Genomic DNA, 24,060 nt, shown 5'->3' with positions numbered 1-24,060 from the left:
ACGCCCTACAATGGTATTTAAATAACGGCGATTTAATAACTGGGTTAAGGCATCATTACCAGATTCGATGTATTCGGTCACTTGAAATAGCTGATCAACCAAATGCTGAATTTCACGGTTAATACTTCGGATTTTCTGCACCATCAGCATTAATTGTTCACGACCTTCTAACAGCATACATTCTTCTGTCAATGCATCTATTTCATATATTCGTTTTGTGATTAATCCAACTTGTTCTGAACCCGTAAAAGCATAAGAAGCCTTATGTATAAACCATAAACCAAATTCAGATTTTGAAAATAGCTGTTGATAAAACTTACCTTGGCCCGAGAAAATCTTAAACATCAAATCATTTTCCCAGTCGAGTAATGAACCACGCTGACGGTCTTTGTGTACTGCCACATCCTGCATAGCAGAAAAGAGTCGATAACTGTGCTTAACTTCGTGGTTTTTAGCCGTTTTATCCTCATAAGTACGGCACATAATCTCGGTCGAAAACCCGAGCAGTTGCACCACATAACTCACCACATTCATGTAGTTGGTACTGTTGTCTGAAGCAATATATTCAAACATTGTACGTTCTATTTCACGTACACCACGCATAATAAGCCATGATGGAATGCCTACACGTGCATGTACATTACCCACCTTTTGTTGTCTTAATACAGCACTTTCATATTGACCATTTAATGCCACATTAAAAGTTTCTAATAACCATGCTTTTAATGTATCTATTAAGCGTTTCTGAATAATATTATCTGAAAAATATTCGGCAGATTCAGGCTCAAGTAGTATTTGCTTATAAAATGCAGCAACAAATGCATCAAGATTTTTTGTAGTTAACTCCACTGTTAAATGGTGATCTAGCGCAGAGTATTGATCACAAATACTTTTCCAAGTCTCAGAAAGTTGAATAGAAACATTTTGGGGCATGATATATTATGCTAAGGTTTACAGAAGTTGGCATAATACAGCTGTTACTACACAAAAAATAGGTTATAAATACATTGATTTTTCTTTCATTTTCAAAATTATAACTATGATTAATATAAACTTAATAATTATTCAAAACCTTTTATGAAAACTTAAGCAAAGTAGCCATCCTTCACAGCGCCACCAGTTGAAAAGTGCCCCACATATTCATCACTCATTACCTCGGCGCTGGATTGCATCATATTATTTTTTCACACGACGATTGACCCCGTTAAGCAAATGTCACTATTGAAAGAAATAACGATAGCCTAATTTGACTTCATTCCAATCTGACCGATTTTGCAACTGATATTCATAACTCAAATTTAAGCTATGTTGTGGCCGAATCAGATATTGAATTTGCTGGTTCAGTCGAAGATTCCATTGATGACTGTCCGACCAATAGGGCATTTCCAACTGAGTCAGGCTATTGATATTTGAATTCCATACCGTCTGACAGCCCACTGTTGGTCCTACACCTATGCGCCAGCCATCATCCAAAGCAGATGAGGCTTGAACATTACTTTGCAATTGTCCATAACATAACCAGTTATGTACTGCATTGGCCCAGCTATAACCTGCTTGTGTCGTTAAACGTGCGACGCCATGTTGTGTGTTTTTACTAAACTGACCTCGTTCATCTAAAGCTTCCTGCTGCCAACCTAAGTTAAACCCCCAAGACAGTGGGTTTTTAAAGGGTGAAATTGGGTTATAGGAATTGACTGAGAGAAGCTCTAACTGCTTCAGTTTTAACTGATCATCTTGATAACGCAGTGCACCTTCTAAAAACTTAAGCTGTGTTCCTAAGCGATACCCCCAAGGCGGATCAATTAAATCATGATAGGCCTGCCGATGTGATATTTCGACAAATCCCTTGCCTTGCGATTCGCCCGTCGCCAACATTACATTTTTAGCATAATGCCCTTGTGATGGATCATGCTCAGGCGTAGAGACCTCTTCGCGCTGTTTATCTAGCTGAATTTGACTACGTAAAATTAACAGTTGACGTAAGCGTGGTTGTGCAAATGTTGCAGGCACTTTAGATGACGTAAGAGCCAAATATAAATCGTCATAGCCCATTTCTAGAATTTTTGCTTGATCATTCTGTGTATACGGCGCAAGTGCAGATGACATTTGTGTAGGCTCAGACCACGCCACTTGATGTGCCTGACCAGCCAGCTGTGCCCCATGCTGTTTGGCCTGTGCCAGTAATTGTGTTTCTAAAGCTGGTCGATATATTTTTTGGCTGACCAAACCCTTTTGCTCTAAAATTTTTATGGTTTCAATAGGGATTGCAGTGTGTTTAAAATTTTCTGCTAAATGCAACTCAGGGCGGACCAAATCAAGCAGGCCTAAAATACGATATGCACAGTTATCACTCACAAAATAATAAGGAAAACTGACATGCTGCATTTCCCAAATATGAAGCACCAGAAACTGCGTTTCCTGCTCTGTTAAATTCAGCTCATATTCCCACAAATCACGACTTTCAAAATCGCCATATTCCTTCACTTTGCGATAATATGGCATCAGTGAATATTCACCAGGATATTGTCCTGTTAAACCCTTCCATGCATAAGACCAGCTCTCTGCGCTTTGTACCGTTGCCGCATAATTGATTGCATAAGATACTAAGTTCAGCTGTTTTTGATTGGCAGGATCTATCCTTAATAAGGTATGACCAAACATCGAGCTAGGATTGCCCATAAAGTCAGTTGCATAAATCACTGTGGCTTTATAAGGCTTAATTTTACTGTACCAATCATCTAAATCAGGGCAATGAACTACAGGCAACTCAGCTGCTGGAATCTCTAGTACCTGAATAAGCCATTGGCTACGTGCAGGAAATTGGCAACGTACTGATGCATTATCTTCACTGGCTTTAAATAATGCCTCTATATTGGCATCGAGTTCGGCTTGTAAATCTTGTGCACCCTTCGCACTGACAAAATACTTTGCATACTGAACATCACTTTGCCCTTTCGCATTACGATACATTAAAGCTTGCCATGTTGGCCGCTGCGCCAATTGAAGCGTATGTGCTTGCTGTATATAGTGCTGAATTTTCTCCGCATGAATTACATATTGACTAGATGAGTTCTGAATCGGCATGGGCGTATTGGTAGCATCTATCGAATTTGCTTGAGCACGCTCTGTCGCAGCAAGTCCTACACTTGGCATACACAACACCACCAACCAACACAGTAATTTCATAATTTATAATCTAAGCAATAATATGAATCAAAAAGACATAAAAAACCCCGTCATATAGACAGGGCTTTGTGCTGCATTATTATACGTATGCTTTGAGCACTTCATCTTTCGCCATTACTGACTGTAAAGAAGACAATACTTGTAGTGAATTTGAATTTTCAGATGCGTAAATTTCTGCAAAATTAGCTTTAGATACCGCAAAGAAACGTGCTTTATCTTCTGCTTTAATATGAAGTAATTCAGCCAATACATTCAGGCTCTCACCTTGACCTACTGCCATATCACGCGCCAAAGCTTCAGAATTTTCATTGGTAAATGTCACTGCTTGTGCAGTTACTGTACCTGAACCATTACAACCAATCGTACCAAATGTAATACCAAAAAGTTGGTTAAAGAAAATGCCATTCGTTGTTGCAGCTAGTAATTTTGGAAGCTTACCAGACTGACCAGCCCATACTTGTGAACCGATACCACAACCCGCATCACGATCAGCAAATGCAGCTGTTGAACCTACTGCTAAAACGGCAGCTAAAGCTATTTTTTTTAACATGATGTTTCTCCAGAAATCACTTTATGAGTGTCATTTTTTAATTAGCGTATTACTTTACGCAACTGTAGATTAGACGAAAGCTTTACCCAAAAGCAAAGCTATTTTGAAGTCAAATTGTAATATTCGACCAACTACTGATTTGGCTCAGCTTTTAAGCGCCATTGGCCTAATTGGCTACGTTCACCCAGTATGTTTAACACCAGAACCAAACTCAATAAAAGTAATAAATACCAAGAACCTAGCTTCGCCCATCCCACCATGTGCCATGCATCCACTTGACTCGGATACAACCAGATTTGATAAAAGGTACTAATATTTTCTGCAATCCAAATTATAAAGGCCAAAACAACCAATACAGGTAACATTGGCAATTGGAATTGATGAGAATTCAATCTAAATGTGATTTTAGTTTTCCAGAAAATAAACACACTCCATGCAAACAAAACCGCACGGTAGTCCGGAATAAAAAACTTGCTCATAAAGTTAATATAAGACAGCACAGCAAGGCTGAGCATATTGGCAATGCTAGGAAGTTTCTCAAATGAAACCTGATATAAACGCAAGGAACGGGCAAAAAAGCTCCCCACTGCTGAGTACATAAACCCTGCGAATAAAGGTACAGTGAGTATTTTAAATACCGCAGGCTGTGGGTATTGCCACGATGCAATTTGCGGATGAGTTAAAAATATTTCCATGACCATTGCAACCACATGAAATAGCGCAATGACTTTAGCTTCAGCCCAAGATTCTAATTTTAAATACAGCAAACAGATCTGAATAATTAGGGCATAAAATAATAAATAGTCGTAACGGAAAAAGCCCCAATGTTCTGTGCTTCCCATCGAAGCCGTCACCACAAAGGCAATTAACAGCAGTATCCCAAATAAGGCAGCCGAAGCTGCCTTATATGAGAACTCAAAACATGATTTTAAAATGGCAATCACTGTTGAATCCTAAGTATTTCCAAGTATGTTTTACAAATACTTAGCGCTGTATTCATGCACAGTATCAATGAATGCACGTGGGTTTTCAGGATCGACCCATTGTGTAATTCCATGACCTAAGTTTGCAACATAGCCCGTTTTTTCACCATTGGCATAAGCATCATCCAACATCGCTTTGGTGGCTTTGGCAATTGAAGCTGGCGTGCCATATAAAGTTGCTGGGTCTAGATTACCTTGCAATGCTGCACGGCCTGCTACTGTTTGACGTGCAGTGTGCAAGTTGGTTGTCCAATCTAGGCCAAAAGCATCTGCACCCGTTGCGATCATTGGCTCTAACCACTGACCACCACCTTTGGTAAATAAAATGACTGGGACTTTACGACCATCTTTTTCACGCTGTAAACCATTCACAATGCGTTGCATATAATTCAACGAAAATTCAATGTATTCGCGATGTGCCAAAGCACCACCCCAGCTATCAAAAATCTGCACCGCTTGTGCGCCTGCATCAATTTGTGCATTTAAATAATCGGTTACAGCATCGGCTAAGTGCGACAACAACGCATGCAAAACTTCAGGTTGTGCATACATCATTTGCTTGGTAAAACGAAAATCCTTACTTGAACCACCTTCAACCATATAAGTTGCTAGCGTCCAAGGGCTACCCGAAAAACCAATCAGTGGAACTTGACCACCCAAAGCTGAACGAATGGTTGACACTGCATTCATGACATAATCTAAGTCAGATTTGACATTTAACTTAGGTAAATTCGCAACATCTTGCTCGGTACGTACTGTTTTATGAAATTTTGGACCTTCACCTGTTTCAAAGTACAGACCTAAGCCTAAGGCATCAGGCACGGTCAAAATATCTGAAAATAAAATCGCAGCATCAAGCTCATAGCGACGTAAAGGCTGTAAAGTGACTTCACAAGCAAAATCTTGGTTTTTACATAGCGATAGGAAGTCACCCGCTGTCGCACGCGTGGCACGGTATTCTGGTAAATAACGTCCAGCTTGACGCATCATCCAAACAGGTGTTGTATCAACTGGTTCACGCAATAAAGCACGCAAAAAACGATCATTTTTTAAGGTCGTCATGTACTTTCCTATCATTTCTCGACATTTCGCCCATAATAACAAAAAGGCTCATAATTTAATAACTTCTCAGCGTTTTAAAAACCGATCAAGTTCAATGCTAAAAATGATAATTACACAAAACAATTACTGCACCGCCCATTTTTTTCTGCAATACTTGTAGCCGTTTTTCACATAGTAAATGAATAATTCTTAAGGTTGAATTATATGTTCGTTCGCACAATACTCACTTTGAGTTTAAGTTGCATATTTGCTGGTACAGCTTTAGCCGCATCTACTGCTGAACAACCATTAAATCCAAAAGTTCTCACAGATGTTGCTGTTCAAGACCCAATTGATCCTCTAGCTTCTGACGCTGCTTCTTCGCCTGTCGCGAATACTTCTGCAAAAATTACTGCTCAAGAACAAAAAGATTTAAATAGCGCTTCTGATACGCTCAATACATTACAAAATACTGAAGATCAGACAGCTGATATTGGTAATGCTACAACCACAACAACGCCAGCGACAACCTCACCTGCGGCTAAAGCCTCTTGGACTTTAGATGGCATGAATAATGCGCAGTGGTTTGAAAATATTGGTAAAGGCCAATTCCCTGTTTATGCACGTGCACACGTGATGCTAAACAATGCGCATGCGTCACCTGGTGCAATTGATGGCTCTAGCGGTAAAAACACCTTAAAAGCGATTGCCTCTTTCCAACAGATGAATGGCATTAAACCTACAGGTACACTGACCAAAGAAACTTGGGATAAGCTTGTTGCTAACCAAGCTGGCAAAGCTGCATTTATTGAATACACCATTACCGATGCAGATATTAAAGGCCCGTATGCAAAGTCAATTCCACATGACTACGCACTTCAAGCCAAAATGCCAGGCTTGTACTACACACGTGTGACTGAAATGTTAGGTGAAAAGTTCCACATGGACGAAGATTTCTTAAAGAAATTAAATCCTAAAGCAACTTTTGCAAAAGCTGGTGAAAAGATCATTGTTGCGAACATTCGTAACGAAGTACCAGAAGACATTCATTTAATTGTTGCCCATAAAGGTGCAAAACAACTGTATTTATTTAACAGTCGTAACCAAATGATCGGTTCATTCCCTGCAACCATTGGTAGCTCGGACACACCATCACCAACAGGCACATACAAAGTGACAGGTGTTGCACCAAACCCTTGGTACAGCTACTCGCCATCTAACTTTGTTCAGGGCAACAACAAAAAGCCACTGTCATTACCACCTGGTCCAAATGGTCCTGTCGGCAATATCTGGATTGGTTTAAGCAAAAAATCATTCGGTATTCACGGTACACCTAATCCGTCTGCAATTTCTAAAACTGCTTCACACGGCTGTATCCGTTTAACCAACTGGGATGCTAACGATCTTGGTAAGAAAGTAAAATCAGGCGTAACGGTTAAATTCTTAGAATAATCGAAGGCCTGCTTCTGCTTAAACAAGGCGTTTTTCTGCAAAGAGAAACGCCTTTTTCTATTTTAGATTACTAATATTTGACCACTATAACCCAAATAATATGCACAGAATATCCATTGCCAATGCTGTAACTCAGCACCTTTTAATCAAACTATACTGATTAAAGCTAATTTTATCATCTCATTTTTGCAACATAACATTGCTTTTTCGCTGTATTTAAAACAGATATAAAACACTAAAATAACTTCAAGTTAAAAATAATACAGGAAGACCGTCATGAATGCGTTCTTACATCCAAGTGAAAACCGTGGCCATGTGAAAATGGGCTGGCTTGAATCTAAACACAGCTTCTCTTTTGGTAATTGGTATAACCCTGACTATATGGGCGTGAGTGCACTTCGTGTAATCAATGATGACCTCATTGATGGTCATCAAGGCTTTGGCCAGCACCCACATGACAATATGGAAATTTTAACCTGTGTGTTAAAAGGCACCATTACCCATAAAGACAGTATGGGCAACCACGGCGGCATTGCTGCCGGTGAATGGCAATTGATGAGTGCTGGTACAGGTATCCGTCATAGCGAAATGAATCAAGGTGATGAACAGGTACATTTACTGCAAATTTGGATTATTCCAAATGAGCGTGATGCAAAACCGAATTATCAACAGATTCGCCTTGACCCACATGAAGCGCCAAATCAATGGCATTTGATCTGTGGTCCAAATGACAATGCACCGATGCATATCCGCCAAAATGCTGAAGTGAAAACTGCGGTACTCAGCAAAGGTCAAAAACTACCTGTTGAGCAAACCCAGCATTTAAACTATGTGCATGTGGTAGAAGGCAAAATCAAAATTGCAGAACATACCATTGAAACTGGCGGTGCAATTGCCTTTCTAGAGCATAGTGAAATTGAAGCCCTGGAAGACACACAAGTGATTTGGTTTGATTTACCAGAAAAAGTGGCTTAACTATATATAGGCTTCACTTTAAAAAATAAACACTTAAAAAGCCCTGATTCTTCAGGGCTTTTTTTAATTGCTTTTACTTTACACAAACAACCGATGATAACTGTGCTTAGCCCATTGTACGGTTGTGTTGCAAATTTTCTGTTTGGCGCAATTGCTCATAAGCCACAGGATCGAAAGCACAAGCGCTCAGTACAGTCGCTACGATTACAGCCGTCATTAGTTTTAACATTTCGTACATCCTCATTGCCAGCATTCTACAAAAGATCCACCCAAGCCCACTGGTAAATGCTTGTATTGGATTTGCTTGTTTAATGCGCACACTATAAAGAATGAATTTAAATCGTTAAAACTGTTTATTTTAATATTTACAATCTGTTTTTTAAATTAAAGTTCATCTAAAAAAATCAATCCATAAAAAAAAACCCAATCTTTCGATTGGGGTTTTTGAATTTGGCGGAAGCGGTGAGATTCGAACTCACGGAGGGGTATAAGCCCTCGTCGGTTTTCAAGACCGGTGCATTAAACCGCTCTGCCACGCTTCCATGTGCGCCATCATACGGTGCTTTCCCTAGGATGACAAGCAAAAAATTCAGTTAAACCATTCAAATGAATATTGTTTCACCAAAACCATTATAAGCTGGCTGCCAATTCAGCACCTTCTCGAATTGCACGCTTCGCATCTAATTCTGCTGCCAATTTTGCGCCACCAATAATATGGTAATTTGCAAGTGTATGTTCTGTAGATTGAGGCATCACATCTTTCACAGACTCTTGCCCTGCACACACCACAACGGTATCTACACGCAACAACTGATCATGCCCAGCTGTTTCAATCCATAATCCCTCAGTGGTCACAGCTTTATACTGCACACCGCGTAGCATACGCACCGCATGTTTCTTTAATTGTGCACGGTGAACCCAGCCAGAGGTTTTGCCCAAACCCGCACCCAAAGCTGTAGTTTTACGTTGTAACAAATAAATTTCACGTACTGGTGGATGAATTTCTGCAGGTTGCATACCACCTTCAGACACATAATTTACATTTGGATCTACGCCCCATTCACGTTGCCATTCATTTAAAGGCTGTGGCTGTTTTTGATGTGGTGGCTTGAGTAAAAACTCTGACACATCAAAACCAATACCACCCGCACCAATCACGGCAACGCGCTCACCCACAGGCGCACCACGCAAAACTTCAGCATAAGATAAGACTTGAGGTGCATCACTGCCTTCAATTTTTAAAGCACGTGGTACAACACCTGTTGCCACAATCACTTCTTCAAAACCTTCACGCTCTAATTGCTCACGGTTTACTTTGGTATTTAAACGCAAATCGACACCCGTTTTTTCAAGCTGCACTTTGAAATAACGAATAGTCTCGTGAAATTCTTCTTTGCCTGGCACAACTTTAGCCAAGTTAAACTGACCGCCAACTTCATTAGTCGCTTCAAATAAAGTCACATGATGGCCTCGGCTGGCTGCCACAGTCGCTGCAGACATACCTGCCACACCACCACCTACTACGGCAATCCGTTTAGCTTTTTTGGCTTTTACATATACCAATTCAGTTTCATAAGCTGCGCGAGGGTTGACCAAACACGTTGCGCGTTGATTTTTAAAAGTATGATCTAAACACGCTTGGTTACAGGCAATACAAGTATTAATTTCATCAACACGGTTGGTCGCCGTTTTATTTACCCAAAATGGATCGGCCAATAAAGGACGTGCCATTTGCACCATATCGGCTTTTCCTGCGGCCAATATTTCTTCTGCTGTTTCAGGCATGTTAATACGGTTAGATGCAATCACTGGCACAGATACATGCTTTTTCACTTCTGCGGTATAGTCCACAAATGCCGCGCGTGGTACTGACGTCACAATGGTTGGAATACGTGCTTCATGCCAACCTATGCCTGTATTTAATAAGGTAATACCTGCTGCTTCTAATGCCTTCGCAACAGTAATAACTTCTTGCATAGTGTTGCCATCATGCACTAAATCCAATAGTGATAAACGGAAACAAATTATAAATTTTTCACCCGCTTGTGCACGAATGGCTTTCACAATCTGCACTGCAAAGCGCATACGGTTTTCAATGTCACCACCCCATTGGTCCTGACGCTGATTCACATGGCGACTTAAAAACTGGTTCAGTAAATAACCTTCCGAACCCATAATTTCCACACCATCATATCCTGCTTTTTGTGCAAGGCCTGCGGTATGTGCATAATCCTGAATGGTATCTAAAATTTGCTTTTCGCTCATTTGACGTGGTTTAAATGGCGAAATAGGCGATTTGATTGGACTCGCAGATACAACAAACGGCTGATAACCATAACGTCCTGCGTGCAAGATTTGCATCAATATTTTTGCGCCATGCTTGTGTACAGCATGTGTGACTAAACGATGCGGTGCAATATCACCCAAGGTATTCATTGTACCGCCGGCAGGTAATAGCCATCCCGAGCGGTTAGGCGAAATACCGCCCGTAATAATCAGACCAACTCCCCCTTTGGCACGCTCACCAAAATAGGCAGCCAATTTAGGATAATTATAAAAACGGTCTTCTAGCCCGGTATGCATAGAACCCATGACCACACGGTTTTTAATGGTAGTAAATCCTAAATGCAGGGGCTTTAATATATTTGCATAGCTAGTTGTCATGGCGAATCCTTATAATGGGCTTTGCAACTTGTTGCATACTACTTTAAATCGTTTTTATTTTTTGTTTATGGCAATTTTATTTTTTTATCTGTAGAAACTGTCAATAACGTCAATTATTCAGATCACTTCCTACAATAAATCTTATAGACAATTGAATAATTAAGATATTTTTTAAAACAAAAATACATGTTTTGTCATATTTATTTTCAATTGCTTATCAAAAAAGTGTGCTTAAACAGCTATGCAGGCAAAGCACCAGCTATCACGACTTTATTTCAAACGACCTTTCTACTCTAAGCAAGCTTCATTTAAAAATAATTTCAGCCGCCCCCCACACCTGAAGTTTAAACTTCCCACTGAGACTTTAAACTTTTCCATAATGCAAAAGCACCCAGTAGCGTGCCGATCGGAAAGCTCAAAAGCATCAATACAGCTAAAATCCGCGACAAAATCAGTCCCTGATTGGCACCTTTCTTCACTTTGAGACAAGCCACAATATTGAGTGCAATTAACAGCCCAATACCAGCACACAATACACTTAGCTCCACCACGTTCATCGTATGTTGCTGATACTCCAAATACAATACAACTGCCAATGCACAGCTTAATATGCCTGCATAAATGCCATGAATTAAACTTAATGTCTCGTTTTTACTTTTTAAATGCGGATAAAGTGGTGGCAATTTATTGTTGAGCATCAATTCTCTCCGACGGCTGTTTTATACAATGGCCCTATTGGATACATACATATAAATAAGTGAACTATGCCGAGCATAACATTCTATAAATCTTTATTAAATATTAATAAAAGCAATCCATCTTTCAACACTCCGATCGCTATTTTAAGCCAATTTAGATAAATCAACTGTCAACAAAAATATCTCTCTTACCTGTCATAAAACATGAGCCACAGCCAAAACTTGTCCCATTATATAGCTAAATATGGCACCTGTTCATTTAACATGATCTTCATGAGGCAATACATTGGAAAAATAGCAACACCTCAATGAAAATACGTCATTTTTTGACGTTCTCAGCCCTATCTTTTAGGTCACTTAATCTCACTAAAGCAATAACAATCCAAAGCACAGCCATAATCAGAACCGATTAAATTTAGCTTTTTAATCTATTAATTTTTTTCAGTGCAATTTTTTTTGAAAAAATTTAGCGCTAAAAGTGCTACAATTAAAGAAATCTATATTCTCTCGGGCCACCCACTCTAGGTGCCTATATTAATATCGTTAGGATTAACAATGTCTGATAATGCAACTATCTTGCAGAATGTCCCAGTAGGCAAAAAAGTTGGTATTGCCTTTTCTGGTGGTCTAGATACTTCAGCTGCTTTATTGTGGATGAAACAAAAAGGCGCTGAACCGTATGCTTACACAGCAAACCTAGGTCAGCCTGATGAAGATGACTATGATGCGATTCCGCGTAAAGCTGAAGCTTACGGCGCAGTAAAAGCTCGTCTAATCGACTGCCGTTTGCAGCTTGCATTAGAAGGTATTGCAGCGATTCAATGTGGCGCGTTCCACATCTCGACTGGCGGTGTTCCATATTTCAACACTACGCCACTAGGCCGTGCAGTAACAGGTACGATGCTTGTTACAGCAATGAAAGAAGACGACGTTAACATTTGGGGTGACGGCTCTACTTACAAAGGCAACGACATTGAGCGTTTCTACCGTTATGGTTTGTTGACTAACCCTGCACTTAAAATTTATAAGCCTTGGTTAGACCAAACTTTTATTGACGAATTAGGCGGCCGTGCAGAAATGTCACAGTTCCTGATCGACAATGGTTTTGACTATAAAATGTCAAAAGAAAAAGCGTATTCAACTGACTCAAACATGCTAGGTGCTACGCACGAAGCGAAAGATCTTGAATACCTTAACGCGGGTATCAAAATTGTTGATCCAATCATGGGCGTTGCATTCTGGAAAGAAGACGTTGCAATCGCTCCTGAAGAAGTATCAATTACTTTTGAAGAAGGCTTCCCTGTTGCAATCAACGGCAAACGTATCGAAGATCCAGTAGAATTTATTCTTGAAGCAAACCGTATCGGTGGCCGTCATGGTCTAGGTATGTCGGATCAAATCGAAAACCGTATTATCGAAGCGAAATCTCGTGGTATCTACGAAGCTCCAGGTATGGCGCTTCTTCACATCGCTTACGAGCGTCTTGTGACAGGTATTCATAACGAAGATACAATCGAACAATACCGTATCAACGGTTTACGTTTAGGTCGTCTTCTTTACCAAGGTCGTTGGTTCGATTCTCAAGCGCTTATGCTTCGTGAAACTGCACAGCGTTGGGTTGCTAAAGCAATCACAGGTACTGTGACTTTAGAACTTCGTCGTGGTAATGACTACACGATTATGAACACTGAATCTGAAAACCTTACCTACGAAGCTGAACGCTTGACTATGGAAAAAGGCGATTCAATGTTCTCTCCTGCAGACCGTATTGGTCAATTGACTATGCGTAACCTCGACATCACTGATACTCGTGCAAAATTAGGTATCTACACTGGTGCAGGTTTACTTGCAGTAGGTACAGCTTCTGCTGTTCCACAACTTAAAGACAAAAACTAAGTTTTAGTTCAGTCTAAAAAAACCGCGCTTTGAGCGCGGTTTTTTATTTTAAACAGATGATTCAATTTAGCGTGATTCACTTTAATGGCATTTACAGCCCGACTATATCTAAGAAGTTAACGTGACTGAACGGATAGATTGATAGTAAATTTGATTACGCCCAAGTTGCTTCGCACGGTAAAGTGCCTGATCAGCAATACTCAAAAGATCGTCTTGGCTCATCTCTTCACCGCGATATACCGTAATACCTAAACTAATGGTAATTCGATTAGAGACCAATGATTTTTCATGTGGAATTTCTAAACGATCAATTGCTTTATAAATATTAGATGCCACTGCATAAGCACCATGTGCATCGGTTTCAGGCAATAGCACGACAAACTCTTCGCCACCATAACGTGCAACAAAGTCCATGTGACGAATGGCGTTTTTAATATTCAGTGCAATTGCCGAAATAACATCATCGCCTTTTTGGTGGCCGTAGAAGTCGTTATAATTTTTAAAATGATCAACATCAATAAACAATACTGCAAGGGGTGATTCATCCGCACGAGATTGCGTATAGAAGTTATGTAGCATTTCATCGAAAGTACGACGATTAGAGATCTGTGTGAGCTCATCATGCTGACTTAAATGTAAAAGCTCTGTGTTATGTATACGATGAATTTGTTCACTAATTTTAGCGCGCGCAGTATATAAATAAATCATTCGCTCACGTGCAAAGATCATGTGACTAATGACAAAGCCTAAAAAGCTCGCACCAATAAGCACACGTGCCAATAATAAGATGTTAATTTCAATGGATAATACCAAAATCACCACAGAACAAATGGCGGCCAGTACCCCAATCGCCAGCATGTGCAAGGGACGTATACCCGTTAGTATATAAGCCAAAATATAAATAACGCAGATAATAACTAAAGCCTGATGCTTCAAGTCTTCCGTTTGTACCGTAAACGTGAGCCAAGACATTGAGACAATAGTCCAAAAAAACACAACCATCGATGCAATTTTAAAATAGGGCTTTAATTTCTTCTGTGTAGAAAAAAAATAAAGGCCGAGAAGACTCATCGCACCATTTAATAAACCCAACAAACATTGAGAAAAATCATGCTTAAAATAATTCGGATCTACAATCCAATAATCTGTGGGCACCATGACCACAACAAATAAAAAATAAACCAAAACCCCAGACCATAAGTTTCTTTCAATATGCTTACGGGCCCGCTCTAGGTTTTTTTGCCAGAACTCATGCTCCATTTTTTGTGGAAACACGCGTCCAATGCTGCTGCTTTGCTGAGCAATCAACTCTTCAACTTTTTCTTTGTCGTATTGCAGCTTTGCAAGGTGATACTTGTATTCCATTTCCAAGCATACATGTTGTTTTTTTATTCATGTCAAAATAACACATAATTGTCATTTTATTTATAAAAATCACACCATTTGTCTTTAATTCCCGTTACCATTTTCACACTTTTTGCATTATCATCTGTTTTATTTCCAAGTTTGAATTTGCCTTGAATACGATTACTCTTCTGCAGCCAGATGATTGGCACGCGCATTTACGTGATGGTTTAGCATTAAAACGAACAGTTCCAGATTTAGCGCAGCAGTTTTCTCGCGCGATTTGTATGCCAAACCTTGTTCCACCCGTTAAGACTGTAGAAGAAGCCAATGCATACCGCGAACGTATCATGGCGCATGTTCCTGAAGGTGTTCACTTTGACCCTCGTATGGTGTTGTACTTCACCAACAACACTTCACCTGCTGAAGTCAAAAAAATTAAAGATTCAGAATTTGTTAACGCGATTAAGCTCTACCCTGCTGGCGCTACCACAAACTCTGACAGTGGCGTAAGCGACATTTCTAAAGTCTACGGTGTAATTGAGCAAATGGAAGAACATCAAGTTCCATTACTCCTACACGGTGAAGTGACCCATAACCACGTTGATATTTTTGACCGCGAAAAGCGCTTCTTAGATGAAGTCCTTTCTCCGCTATTAAAACAGTTCCCGAAACTAAAATTAGTACTAGAACACATCACGACTAGCGAAGCAGCCAATTTTGTATTGGAACAAGACCGTAATGTAGCAGCGACCATCACACCACAACATTTATTATTTAACCGTAATGACATGCTTGTGGGTGGGATTAAGCCTCATTTCTACTGCTTGCCTATTTTAAAACGCCAAACGCACCAGCAAACACTCCTTGAAGTGGCTACAAGTGGTAATCCTAAATTCTTCTTGGGTACAGACAGCGCGCCACACTCAAAAAATGCTAAAGAAAATGCATGTGGCTGTGCAGGATGTTATAGTGCACCTACCGCAATTGAGCTATACGCTCAAGCATTTGATCAAGTCGGCAAAATTGACCGTTTAGAAGGTTTTGCAAGCCACTTCGGCGCGGACTTCTATGGCCTGCCACGCAATACCAATACCATTACATTGGTAAAAGAAGATCAAGTGATCCCTGAAAGTTTTGACTATTTGGATGGTGAAAAAATTATTCCGTTGTATGCGGGTAAAACCATCCAATGGAGAAAAGTGTGACTGATGAAACTCTACCAGTAATTGGTCAGCGTTTCCGTGGATTCTTGCCTGTTGTTGTCGATGTCGAAACCGCAGGCTTTAATGCACAGACTGATGCCTTACTGGAAATTGCAGCCATACCTATTGTGTATGATGCAGAGGGCAAATTTGTACCGGGCGAAGCGCACCACGCGCATATCAATCCGTTTGAAGGTGCAAACCTAGACCGCAGATCATTGGACTTTATTGGTATTGATCCTTTCAATCCCATGCGTATGGCCATGGCTGAAGACGAAAAATCTGCGCTTAAGCGTATATTTAAAGCTGTCAATGAAGTGCGCCGCAAGCAAAACTGCACCCACGCTGTATTGGTAGGACACAATGCACATTTTGACTTAGGTTTTGTACAAGCTGCCATTGCTCGTACAGGCACTAAAAATCAAAATCCATTTCATAGCTTTTCTGTGTTCGACACCGTTACGTTAAGCGCTGTTATGTTTGGTCAAACTGTTTTGGCTAAATCATGCATTCAAGCGGGTATCGAATTCGATGGTAAAGAAGCACATTCTGCACTGTATGACACGCAAAAAACGGCTGAATTGTTCTGCTTTATTTTAAATAAACTCGGACCACATTTGCTCGACACATTGGTATCGGAACAATAAGCTTCCGCGCCACGCTATACGTCCCTGCCCGACTTAAAATTATCTAATATGTTTTAAGCCCCTCCCGCGCAGGGACGCTATTTTCTGCTTCCTCTGATTTATTTGTTTATTTTTTGACTTAAATACACTTTTATTGATGCAAATAATTCTCAATTGCATTGATATTATGCCAATATGTAATGATAATCATTTTTGTTTTTAATTACTAAATTTTATTATGCGATTTGCTCCTTCTACCTTAACGCTTGCTGTATGTAGCATCCTCAGCTCAAATCTTTGGGCTGAAACAAATCTAGAAAGTCCAATTCCTTCAGATGATGAATATTTAAAATTCACCACCATCGTGGTCAAGGCCAAAGCAGCACCCGAAATTGGAAGAAGCACGTATAACCAGCAAGATCTACAACGCACAGCCAACAGCTCAAAAAGCATTACAGATTTTTTAAAAGTGAATCCAAATGTTCAATTTAGTAATAATCATTTGGCTGCAGGCACACAAGCCAATTTAAAACCCAGCGAAATTTCAATTCATGGCGCACAATCATTTCAAAATAAATTTATGATTAATGGGGTGAGCAATACCAATATTTTAGATCCCGTAGGTGCAGGGACAAGTATCTATGGCGGTATTGACGCAGGCTCTCAAGGCGTTGCACTCAATACGGACTTACTGTGTAATTTGGAGTTACTCGACAGCAATATCAGCGCCAAGCATGGTGGATTTACGGGTGGCGTCATTTCAGCAGACACCTGTGCACCAACCTCTGAAATTGGCAAAATTCATGGCAGTATTTCTTATGACTATACCAGTAGTGACTGGGTTTCCTATCACCTAAAAACAGATGCAGATAAAGGCCTGTTTGATGGCGAGTCTTCACAAGAAAACCAAAAACAATATACCCGCCAAGGTTTAAGTACCAATATTTACAGCAAGCTCTCAGAACATAGTGGCATTAATTTATTTGCCTCGCACCGACAATCAAATATTAATGTGCTCAGTGGTTTAGACAGCCCGAAAATGATTGATCAAAAGAAGATAAATCAAAATTTAGGCGGGACTTTTTTCTATGATCCTGACCCTTTCACTTCAATGAAATTTGGTCTGACTTTGGGTAATTCAGAAAGTAATGGCTACGCAGAAAAACGCATCAATTCTCACCATAATACCCATAACGAATCTGCTTTAATTTTCGCGCAGCACAGTAAAATATATGATCTGGCCAAGGTCACTCAAAAAATTAATTATCAGCAAATTGATAATTCGAGACTGGCTGACAAAAACTACGGTATCAATTGGCTATACGCGCCTGACTCCAAAAATTGGTCTGATCCGAGCTCAAAAGCTATGGAAGGTTCATCGAATGCAAGTATTGATTTAGCCCAACATAGCTTCAACTATGAATTAGAAAGTATCTTTAATGTCATCAATTTTGCTTCAACTGCGCATCACATCAGTGCCGGTTTAGGCTACAACCGCAATGACGTTAAATGGGAGCGTACCAAAGACTACATGACCTTTTACGGCGTGACCTCAGGCGTGGCTAAAAATCTATATGATCTCGATGGTGGCCAATGCCAAGCTGATGATTTATTTTGTGATGAGGCAACAACAAGCACATTTATCAATGCTAAAGTACCTACAATTTATAATGGCCAATATTTTGGTAGTGGATCGCTTTATAAAGCAGGTACATTCCAAGGTACATACCAGCAAGCCTACTTATTTGCTGAAGATGATATTCACTGGAATAAGCTTAAAGCGCGCTTTGGCGTCCGCGCCGATTATGACCAGTCAAATAATAATTTAAATATTGCGCCACGAACTCGATTTAGTTATCAACCCTTTTACAATCCAACCCTAGAGCTGACTACTGGTTGGAATCGTTACTATAGTGCACCCACCTACATCACCGATTTACGTCAAGCATTAATGGGCTTAGACTTTAAAATCTCACGTGAGGATCAAAATGCCGCGTGGACTGAACAGCAAAACTATAATGTGAGTGCTACCCGCAAATCTGACTTAAAAACACCTTATGCAGATGAATTTATTTTAGGTGTCGCTAGCCAATATAAAAACACCAATATCGCGTTAAAATGGGTGAATCGCCAGTATAAAGACGAAATCTCGCGTAACCGAAGTAGCATTTCAGTGGGTGGTGGATTCAATCGATCATTTGAATTTGGTAACAATGGCTACGGAAAGAACAATACCGTAACTTTGGGCATAGATACCCTTGAACCACTTCAAGTTAAAGGAACTCATCATAACTTAGGCTTAGCCATAAATTACAGCCAAACTTTCCGCGGTACACCGGATTATACGGAAGACTATAATGAAGCAGACATGGAAGAATTGGTTTCTTATAATGGAAAAATTATTCATTATTCCGACCGTCCAGCATCAAACTTTAATCAGCCCATTACTGCACGTATAAAATGGGATATGCATTTTGACCATCTCCCGCTCACGATTTCTAACTTCTTCAGTTATAAAGACAGCTTTGAGCAAGTGCTCAGCTCAAATGACAAAGTGATTCATGAAGGCGTTAAACTGGATACGTATGTGCTTCAAGATGTGAAACCTCGTTTTAGCTGGGATATGCGTACCACCTATGAGCACAAGATTAATAAAGACCACTCAGCTATTTTCGGTCTGACCATAAACAACTTGACCAACCGAAATAATTTATATGTTGCAGGCTCTAAATTGTATTCAGAAATTGGACGCCAAGTGGTCGCAGACGTAACCTTTAAATTCTAAAATCCTTAAGATGAAGAATCACTCCATATTCTTCATCTCTTTTCATATTTAGGTAAATATCTACCTTTAGCCAATTCCAAACCATGTAATACGAGCGTTCTTTTAAAAATCAAAAATTGATCATTTAGTGGTACTTAAATTATTAATGAAAGATGCCTACAGTATTTATTGAATCATCAACTTAGAAATGTTCAAGAAAAAAGTAATTGCATTGAATAATAAAGAAATTATTTTGACTTTCATCGGAAACATCTCTAATATTCGCTCTACCTCGCAACGTCCCTATCGTCTAGAGGCCTAGGACATCGCCCTTTCACGGCGGTAACCGGGGTTCGAATCCCCGTAGGGACGCCATATCTATTCTCTGTAAAATCTCTAATTAAATTCACACCGATCAATCTATTGATTGGTTTTTTATTTTAATAAAATCGCTTTCTTGAATTGAAAATAATTCTCATTCTTATTGATTAATTTCATTAAGTTAATGATAATCGCTTGCATTACGTTTCACACCGTCACTCTCTATGCGCTTTTGTCACTCTTCCCTCTATGTTGCTATGTTTATTGCACTTCCATCTGCACAGGTATTTTCGGCGGAAACTAGTCCCTCTCCAATCGAAATTCAAATGAATACGATTGTAGTTGAAGCAGATCAACATAAAGAAGTCGGTACAGCAAAATACAATCAAGAACAGCTTAAAGAGATGCCGAATGGCAAAAAAAGTATCAGTGACTTTTTAAAGACTCACACCAATGTTCAGTTTGACCGCGAAGCTTATAGTAGTGGTAATCAAGCCTCTCTTGCACCAGAAAAAATCTCAATTAATGGTGCACCAAACTTTGCCAATAAATTTACGGTAAACGGCGTCAATACATCAAACACCTTTGACCCCGTTGGTGAAAGCGCAGATTCAAATTATTATGGCGCTCCGAGCAATGCTCAAACCGCCAACATCAATACAGACTTAATTTGTGAACTTGAGGTCATTGATAGTAATGCCAGCGCTGAGCATGGCGATTTTCAGGGTGGTGTAATTTCTGCCAAAACCTGTGCGCCTAAATCTGAAATTGGCAAATTGCATGGCTCTATCAGCTATGACTACACTAATTCTGCTTGGTCCCGCTTTAATTATGTCAATGATGCAGAAGAAGCAGCTTTTGAAGATCAAGATACGGAACATCATAAGGAATACACCACACAAGGTATCAGCGCCAATGTCTACGGACGCTTCAATGAAGCTTGGGGATTTAACGCCTTTGGTGCAACACGTGGTTCACGTATTCCTGTCATGAGTGGTTTGGGTGAAAACGACAAGATTAAAACCCAAGAAGTGAATAACAATGCTGGATTCACAGCTTATTTTAATCCTGATGATCAGCAAGCTTATCAATTTGGTGTTGAACACTACGAATACGACAAAGAAGGCTATTATAAAAATAAGATCAACTCCGACTATACAATTGATACCATTACCGACACTTTATTTTTTAATACCAAGAATAAATTCAATGCTTTACAGCTCGAACAAAACCTAAACTATCGCACGACTGAGCTAGACCGACGCTTAAAAAGCAATAGTTCGACCTCGTGGAACTATGCAGCGGGTTCAAAAGATTGGGTACCAGGATCAAAAGATGGTGACACTCTGACTGAAGGCGGTTTTGGTGGCAATATTATTAACCAGCAATCAACCCTGTCTTATGACTTAAAAGCCATTTTCGATCCGATTAAATTGGCCAATACCACGCATCGTTTTAAAACGGGTGCAGGCTATCAGCATAATGAAGGCTCATGGGAACGCCCTGACGCGATGGCTTTATACACCACACGTGCAAATTTAGGTACGGCATCTTGTGCAGTTGGCGATGCTCAATGTGATGAAGCCGATTTACAGTACCGCCCAAGCTCAACCAAGCCTTGGGAATCTTGGACAGGTCAGTACTCACGCTCAGGTACATTTTACAATGCAGGTAAATTTACTGCCCGCCAAGACCAGTGGCATGTTTTTGCTGAAGACGACATGAGCTGGCAGAACTTCCGTGCGCGCCTAGGTTTACGTGCAAATTATGATTCTTTGGGATCAAATCTCAACATTGCACCACGCTCGACTTTCGAATACCTACCATTTTCAAACGATACGCTTAAATTTACAGCGGGCTTTAACCGTTACTACGGCAATGTCTTCCTCATGACTGAGCTCGATGAAAAAACCTACACGACTTATGCGAATTTATCGCGTTCTGCAAGTTATGACTCAAATTGGGATGAAAGCAATAATTACGGCTGGGTGACCACTTATCCAAGCTCACAAGCTGCAGCAGTTCGCGCAACGGATGTCAAAACACCGTATAGCGATGAAAAAGTGTTTGCAGTAAGCAGCCAAATCAAAAATTTAGATTTGAATTTAAAATGGGTAAATCGTCAATTTGAAGACCGAATTGAAGAAACCCGTATTTACAAAACCACAGCGGCGGGCACGCAAGCCTTAGACTACCGCACTTATGCCAATGTTGACGGCGGTCAAGCTGATACCTATACATTTACAGTCAGCAACATTAACCCGTGGGACATTGGCCAGACACAGCATAAACTTGCGCTCGGCTTAAGCTATATTGAAAATGAAACCACACGCGGTTCATATAAAGATATGGATACTGACTCGCGTAATGCCCATGTGTCTTTAAACGGCTCAATTATTCCAAAAAGTCAGCTTCCAGTGAAAGATGCACCATTTACAGCGCGTTTAAACTGGGAAATGAAAGGGACAGCGCTACCGTTTACCCTACATAACTTTTTAAACTTCCGTTCTGCTTCAAAAAACTACGTCGCAACGGGTGATAAAGTATCGTGGGATGGTTCAGATATCTCAGTTATGGAAGAAGAAGATTTTGCCAGCAAATTTACTTGGGATGCCCGCGCGACCTATGACTGGAAAATTACACCACAGCAAAGCATGACCTTCGGCTTAACGGTTTCGAACGTTTTAAACAAACAAAATAAGAACGTGACCGATGCTGGTAAGCTTTATTCTGAAGAAGGACGCCGTTTTATTGCTGACGTGACGTATAAATTCTAATATTCCTTCCATCAAGCGCGCCTCAAAACGCGCTTGATTCATTTTTAAATAGACGAAAAAATGAAAAAAATAATTTTACTGCTCGGAATTTGCATATTCGGTATCAGCCTGATTGTTTACTTCTTTCGACCAGATTCAAATACGCACACGACCCCAGACCAAATTTCTAAAGTTGGCACGACGCAACGTGAATCCATAACAGCAGATACTTCAGATCAAACTGATAATCACTCAAATGATTCAGCGCAGCAGTCAGCAGCCCCCTCTGGAAAAGCAAAAAAACTGAGCGAAGAAGCGACGCGTTACTACAAAGTAGCTTACACCTACGGCTGGGAGACCATTGTCCGTGACTTTGAAAATGGTACTATTGCCAAAAGTAAAATGCCTGATGATGAAAAAAAGAAACTTTGTGAATTGGCATTAACGGGTACGACTGTCGAGCAAACCAAGCGCTTATTTGTAGCCAACTGCAAGCCCTTAAGTGGCCAACTCTCTTTTAGAATAATTAACTGCCAATTAAAAGATGCCGAAGGAAAAATTGATCAAACTGAAATGATTCATAAGCTCAAGTTTTTACAAGCTGAAGACTTTTTTCAAAGCGAAGGCATGTATAAATTCGGCCCCTATGAAGAAAAATTTAATTTACAGTCCAATGCCATTGCATGGGGACTTGAAGAAGTTTCAGACTACCTGCTCAGTATTGGCATTGGTTATGCAGGCAATAGCGACAATTTAATTAACAGTAATATTCAAGGCCGTAATCCATCAATCAGCCTCGTAAAAAAATTAATGCAAGCGGGTATTCACCCTAATGCAAAGACATATACCCTGATAGAAGAACGTAATTTTGCAAGTAAACACCCTGAACTCTACCAGTTTCTACAAGAAAAGAAGCAAAATTAAGCCTGCCATAACACTGTAAGTATGAAAGCGACTTTCACACTTACAGTCATCGCATTTTGATTTATAATTTCGCTAAGATATTTAATTGTACTCAACATGCTTAAGAAAATTTTATTGGTTCTGCTTATTTTATTTCCAGCGGCTTTGTATTTGTTTGTTGTTTCCAACAACAGCCAACAACCTGCAACAAATTCGTCCGAACAGCAAGTTTCTCATCCTCAAGATCAGCACTAAATTTAATTCTGATTGTCTTTCTTGCAGCCAAATCAACGGCTGCAAATGTATCTATTTTATAAATCTATTTACGGCTTTCATTTGAAAATAACGATATATGTGATTTTTCACACAATGAAAATATAAAATATATTTTTCAAATCTAAGTTATTGTATGACAACTCCTTCTGATTCTTCGCAGACTCCTGCAAGTGGGGATTCACCTTCCTTAAAACGCGCGATGACCACTCGCCATCTCATTATGCTTTCACTTGGTGGCGCTATTGGTACTGGCTTGTTTATGGGTTCTGGTGAAGTGATTTCACAAGCTGGTCCTTTAGGCGCTGTATTGGCCTACATTATTGGTGGTCTGATTGCCTACATGGTAATGCTGTGCTTAGGTGAATTGGCCGTACACCTTCCTGTGTCAGGTTCATTTGGTGCATTTGCAACAAACTATAT

At 40.0% G+C, this 24,060-nt stretch carries 18 protein-coding genes, 2 tRNA genes and 1 pseudogene; 11 read left to right on the top strand and 10 right to left on the bottom strand.

Annotated features, from left to right (window positions below; all coding sequences use genetic code 11):
- From EXE29_RS15675 to hemE, 5 genes are all read right to left on the bottom strand, one after another.
- The coding region (locus EXE29_RS15675) for a protoglobin domain-containing protein (RefSeq protein WP_120364999.1) at positions 1-933 on the bottom strand (933 nt) is incomplete at its 3' end.
- A 285-nt stretch (positions 934-1,218) separates the two neighbouring features.
- Entirely contained in the window at positions 1,219-3,084 is a 1,866-nt protein-coding gene (locus EXE29_RS15670; RefSeq protein WP_228198829.1) for an Lnb N-terminal periplasmic domain-containing protein, read from the bottom strand.
- A 181-nt stretch (positions 3,085-3,265) separates the two neighbouring features.
- Entirely contained in the window at positions 3,266-3,736 is a 471-nt protein-coding gene (locus EXE29_RS15665) for a DUF3015 family protein (RefSeq protein ID WP_106986282.1), read from the bottom strand.
- A gap of 131 nt (positions 3,737-3,867) precedes the next feature.
- Entirely contained in the window at positions 3,868-4,677 is an 810-nt protein-coding gene (locus EXE29_RS15660; protein WP_227865948.1) for a DUF817 domain-containing protein, read from the bottom strand.
- Between the two features lie 33 nt (positions 4,678-4,710).
- On the bottom strand, positions 4,711-5,781 hold the full coding sequence (hemE, locus tag EXE29_RS15655) for a uroporphyrinogen decarboxylase (RefSeq protein WP_106986280.1): 1,071 nt from the start codon (positions 5,779-5,781) through the stop codon (positions 4,711-4,713).
- Positions 5,782-5,985: 204 nt separating this feature from the next.
- On the opposite strand from hemE, the gene EXE29_RS15650 reads away from it, so the two are divergent.
- Entirely contained in the window at positions 5,986-7,212 is a 1,227-nt protein-coding gene (locus EXE29_RS15650) for a L,D-transpeptidase family protein (RefSeq protein WP_120365001.1), read from the top strand.
- Positions 7,213-7,488: 276 nt separating this feature from the next.
- Positions 7,489-8,187 (top strand): pirin family protein, encoded by a 699-nt coding sequence (locus EXE29_RS15645; RefSeq protein WP_117007980.1) that lies wholly within the window; start codon positions 7,489-7,491, stop codon positions 8,185-8,187.
- Positions 8,188-8,293: 106 nt separating this feature from the next.
- On the opposite strand, the gene EXE29_RS17845 is transcribed toward EXE29_RS15645, so the two are convergent.
- From EXE29_RS17845 to EXE29_RS15630, 4 genes are all read right to left on the bottom strand, one after another.
- Positions 8,294-8,416 carry a hypothetical protein gene (locus EXE29_RS17845; RefSeq protein WP_256733489.1) on the bottom strand — a complete coding sequence of 41 codons (123 nt, stop codon included), beginning with the start codon at positions 8,414-8,416 and terminating at the stop codon, positions 8,294-8,296.
- 222 nt (positions 8,417-8,638) lie between these two features.
- Positions 8,639-8,729: transfer RNA gene (locus EXE29_RS15640), tRNA-Ser, on the bottom strand.
- 88 nt (positions 8,730-8,817) lie between these two features.
- Entirely contained in the window at positions 8,818-10,851 is a 2,034-nt protein-coding gene (locus EXE29_RS15635; RefSeq protein ID WP_120365002.1) for an NADPH-dependent 2,4-dienoyl-CoA reductase, read from the bottom strand.
- Between the two features lie 344 nt (positions 10,852-11,195).
- Positions 11,196-11,549, bottom strand: a complete 354-nt coding sequence (locus EXE29_RS15630) for a hypothetical protein (RefSeq protein ID WP_120365003.1) — start codon at positions 11,547-11,549, stop codon at positions 11,196-11,198.
- A gap of 555 nt (positions 11,550-12,104) precedes the next feature.
- On the opposite strand from EXE29_RS15630, the gene argG reads away from it, so the two are divergent.
- Positions 12,105-13,445: an argininosuccinate synthase gene (gene argG, locus EXE29_RS15625; RefSeq protein ID WP_120365004.1), complete on the top strand. Its 1,341-nt coding sequence runs from the start codon at positions 12,105-12,107 to the stop codon at positions 13,443-13,445.
- A gap of 108 nt (positions 13,446-13,553) precedes the next feature.
- Here the strand turns inward: argG and EXE29_RS15620 are convergent, their stop codons facing one another.
- Positions 13,554-14,810, bottom strand: a complete 1,257-nt coding sequence (locus tag EXE29_RS15620; protein WP_106985853.1) for a GGDEF domain-containing protein — start codon at positions 14,808-14,810, stop codon at positions 13,554-13,556.
- Between the two features lie 152 nt (positions 14,811-14,962).
- On the opposite strand from EXE29_RS15620, the gene pyrC reads away from it, so the two are divergent.
- From pyrC to EXE29_RS15585, 8 genes and pseudogenes are all read left to right on the top strand, one after another.
- Positions 14,963-15,997, top strand: a complete 1,035-nt coding sequence (gene pyrC, locus EXE29_RS15615; RefSeq protein ID WP_106985852.1) for a dihydroorotase — start codon at positions 14,963-14,965, stop codon at positions 15,995-15,997.
- Positions 15,982-16,641 (top strand): ribonuclease T, encoded by a 660-nt coding sequence (gene rnt / locus EXE29_RS15610; RefSeq protein WP_117007976.1) that lies wholly within the window; start codon positions 15,982-15,984, stop codon positions 16,639-16,641. The genes pyrC and rnt overlap by 16 nt, the downstream gene beginning before the upstream one ends.
- A gap of 217 nt (positions 16,642-16,858) precedes the next feature.
- The gene (locus EXE29_RS15605) at positions 16,859-19,405 is read left to right on the top strand and encodes a TonB-dependent receptor (protein ID WP_120365005.1); all 2,547 of its coding nucleotides are present in this window, start codon (positions 16,859-16,861) and stop codon (positions 19,403-19,405) included.
- Positions 19,406-19,683: 278 nt separating this feature from the next.
- Positions 19,684-19,759, top strand: a tRNA-Glu gene (locus tag EXE29_RS15600).
- Between the two features lie 272 nt (positions 19,760-20,031).
- Positions 20,032-22,482 carry a TonB-dependent receptor plug domain-containing protein gene (locus EXE29_RS15595; RefSeq protein ID WP_165382510.1) on the top strand — a complete coding sequence of 817 codons (2,451 nt, stop codon included), beginning with the start codon at positions 20,032-20,034 and terminating at the stop codon, positions 22,480-22,482.
- A 60-nt stretch (positions 22,483-22,542) separates the two neighbouring features.
- Positions 22,543-23,385 carry a hypothetical protein gene (locus EXE29_RS15590; protein WP_120365007.1) on the top strand — a complete coding sequence of 281 codons (843 nt, stop codon included), beginning with the start codon at positions 22,543-22,545 and terminating at the stop codon, positions 23,383-23,385.
- 96 nt (positions 23,386-23,481) lie between these two features.
- Positions 23,482-23,619, top strand: a complete 138-nt coding sequence (locus EXE29_RS17555) for a hypothetical protein (RefSeq protein WP_165382509.1) — start codon at positions 23,482-23,484, stop codon at positions 23,617-23,619.
- Positions 23,620-23,773: 154 nt separating this feature from the next.
- Positions 23,774-24,060: pseudogene (locus EXE29_RS15585) on the top strand (S-methylmethionine permease); the annotation flags it as partial.

This window comes from Acinetobacter sp. WCHAc060006 (assembly GCF_004209135.1).
Classification (GTDB): domain Bacteria; phylum Pseudomonadota; class Gammaproteobacteria; order Pseudomonadales; family Moraxellaceae; genus Acinetobacter; species Acinetobacter cumulans.
Note: the sequence above shows the minus strand (reverse complement) of the source record. Positions and strands in the feature narration are given on the sequence as shown.

Coding starts and splice junctions, on each gene's coding strand:
- rnt (WP_117007976.1), top strand. CDS start 15,982: ATGGAGAAAAGTGTGACTGATGAAACTCTACCAGTAATTGGTCAGCGT.
- EXE29_RS15670 (WP_228198829.1), bottom strand. CDS start 3,084: ATGCCGATTCAGAACTCATCTAGTCAATATGTAATTCATGCGGAGAAA.
- EXE29_RS15665 (WP_106986282.1), bottom strand. CDS start 3,736: ATGTTAAAAAAAATAGCTTTAGCTGCCGTTTTAGCAGTAGGTTCAACA.
- EXE29_RS15620 (WP_106985853.1), bottom strand. CDS start 14,810: ATGGAATACAAGTATCACCTTGCAAAGCTGCAATACGACAAAGAAAAA.
- EXE29_RS15590 (WP_120365007.1), top strand. CDS start 22,543: ATGAAAAAAATAATTTTACTGCTCGGAATTTGCATATTCGGTATCAGC.
- hemE (WP_106986280.1), bottom strand. CDS start 5,781: ATGACGACCTTAAAAAATGATCGTTTTTTGCGTGCTTTATTGCGTGAA.
- EXE29_RS17845 (WP_256733489.1), bottom strand. CDS start 8,416: ATGTTAAAACTAATGACGGCTGTAATCGTAGCGACTGTACTGAGCGCT.
- argG (WP_120365004.1), top strand. CDS start 12,105: ATGTCTGATAATGCAACTATCTTGCAGAATGTCCCAGTAGGCAAAAAA.
- EXE29_RS15595 (WP_165382510.1), top strand. CDS start 20,032: ATGAATACGATTGTAGTTGAAGCAGATCAACATAAAGAAGTCGGTACA.
- EXE29_RS15605 (WP_120365005.1), top strand. CDS start 16,859: ATGCGATTTGCTCCTTCTACCTTAACGCTTGCTGTATGTAGCATCCTC.
- EXE29_RS15650 (WP_120365001.1), top strand. CDS start 5,986: ATGTTCGTTCGCACAATACTCACTTTGAGTTTAAGTTGCATATTTGCT.
- EXE29_RS15645 (WP_117007980.1), top strand. CDS start 7,489: ATGAATGCGTTCTTACATCCAAGTGAAAACCGTGGCCATGTGAAAATG.
- EXE29_RS15635 (WP_120365002.1), bottom strand. CDS start 10,851: ATGACAACTAGCTATGCAAATATATTAAAGCCCCTGCATTTAGGATTT.
- EXE29_RS15630 (WP_120365003.1), bottom strand. CDS start 11,549: ATGCTCAACAATAAATTGCCACCACTTTATCCGCATTTAAAAAGTAAA.
- EXE29_RS17555 (WP_165382509.1), top strand. CDS start 23,482: ATGCTTAAGAAAATTTTATTGGTTCTGCTTATTTTATTTCCAGCGGCT.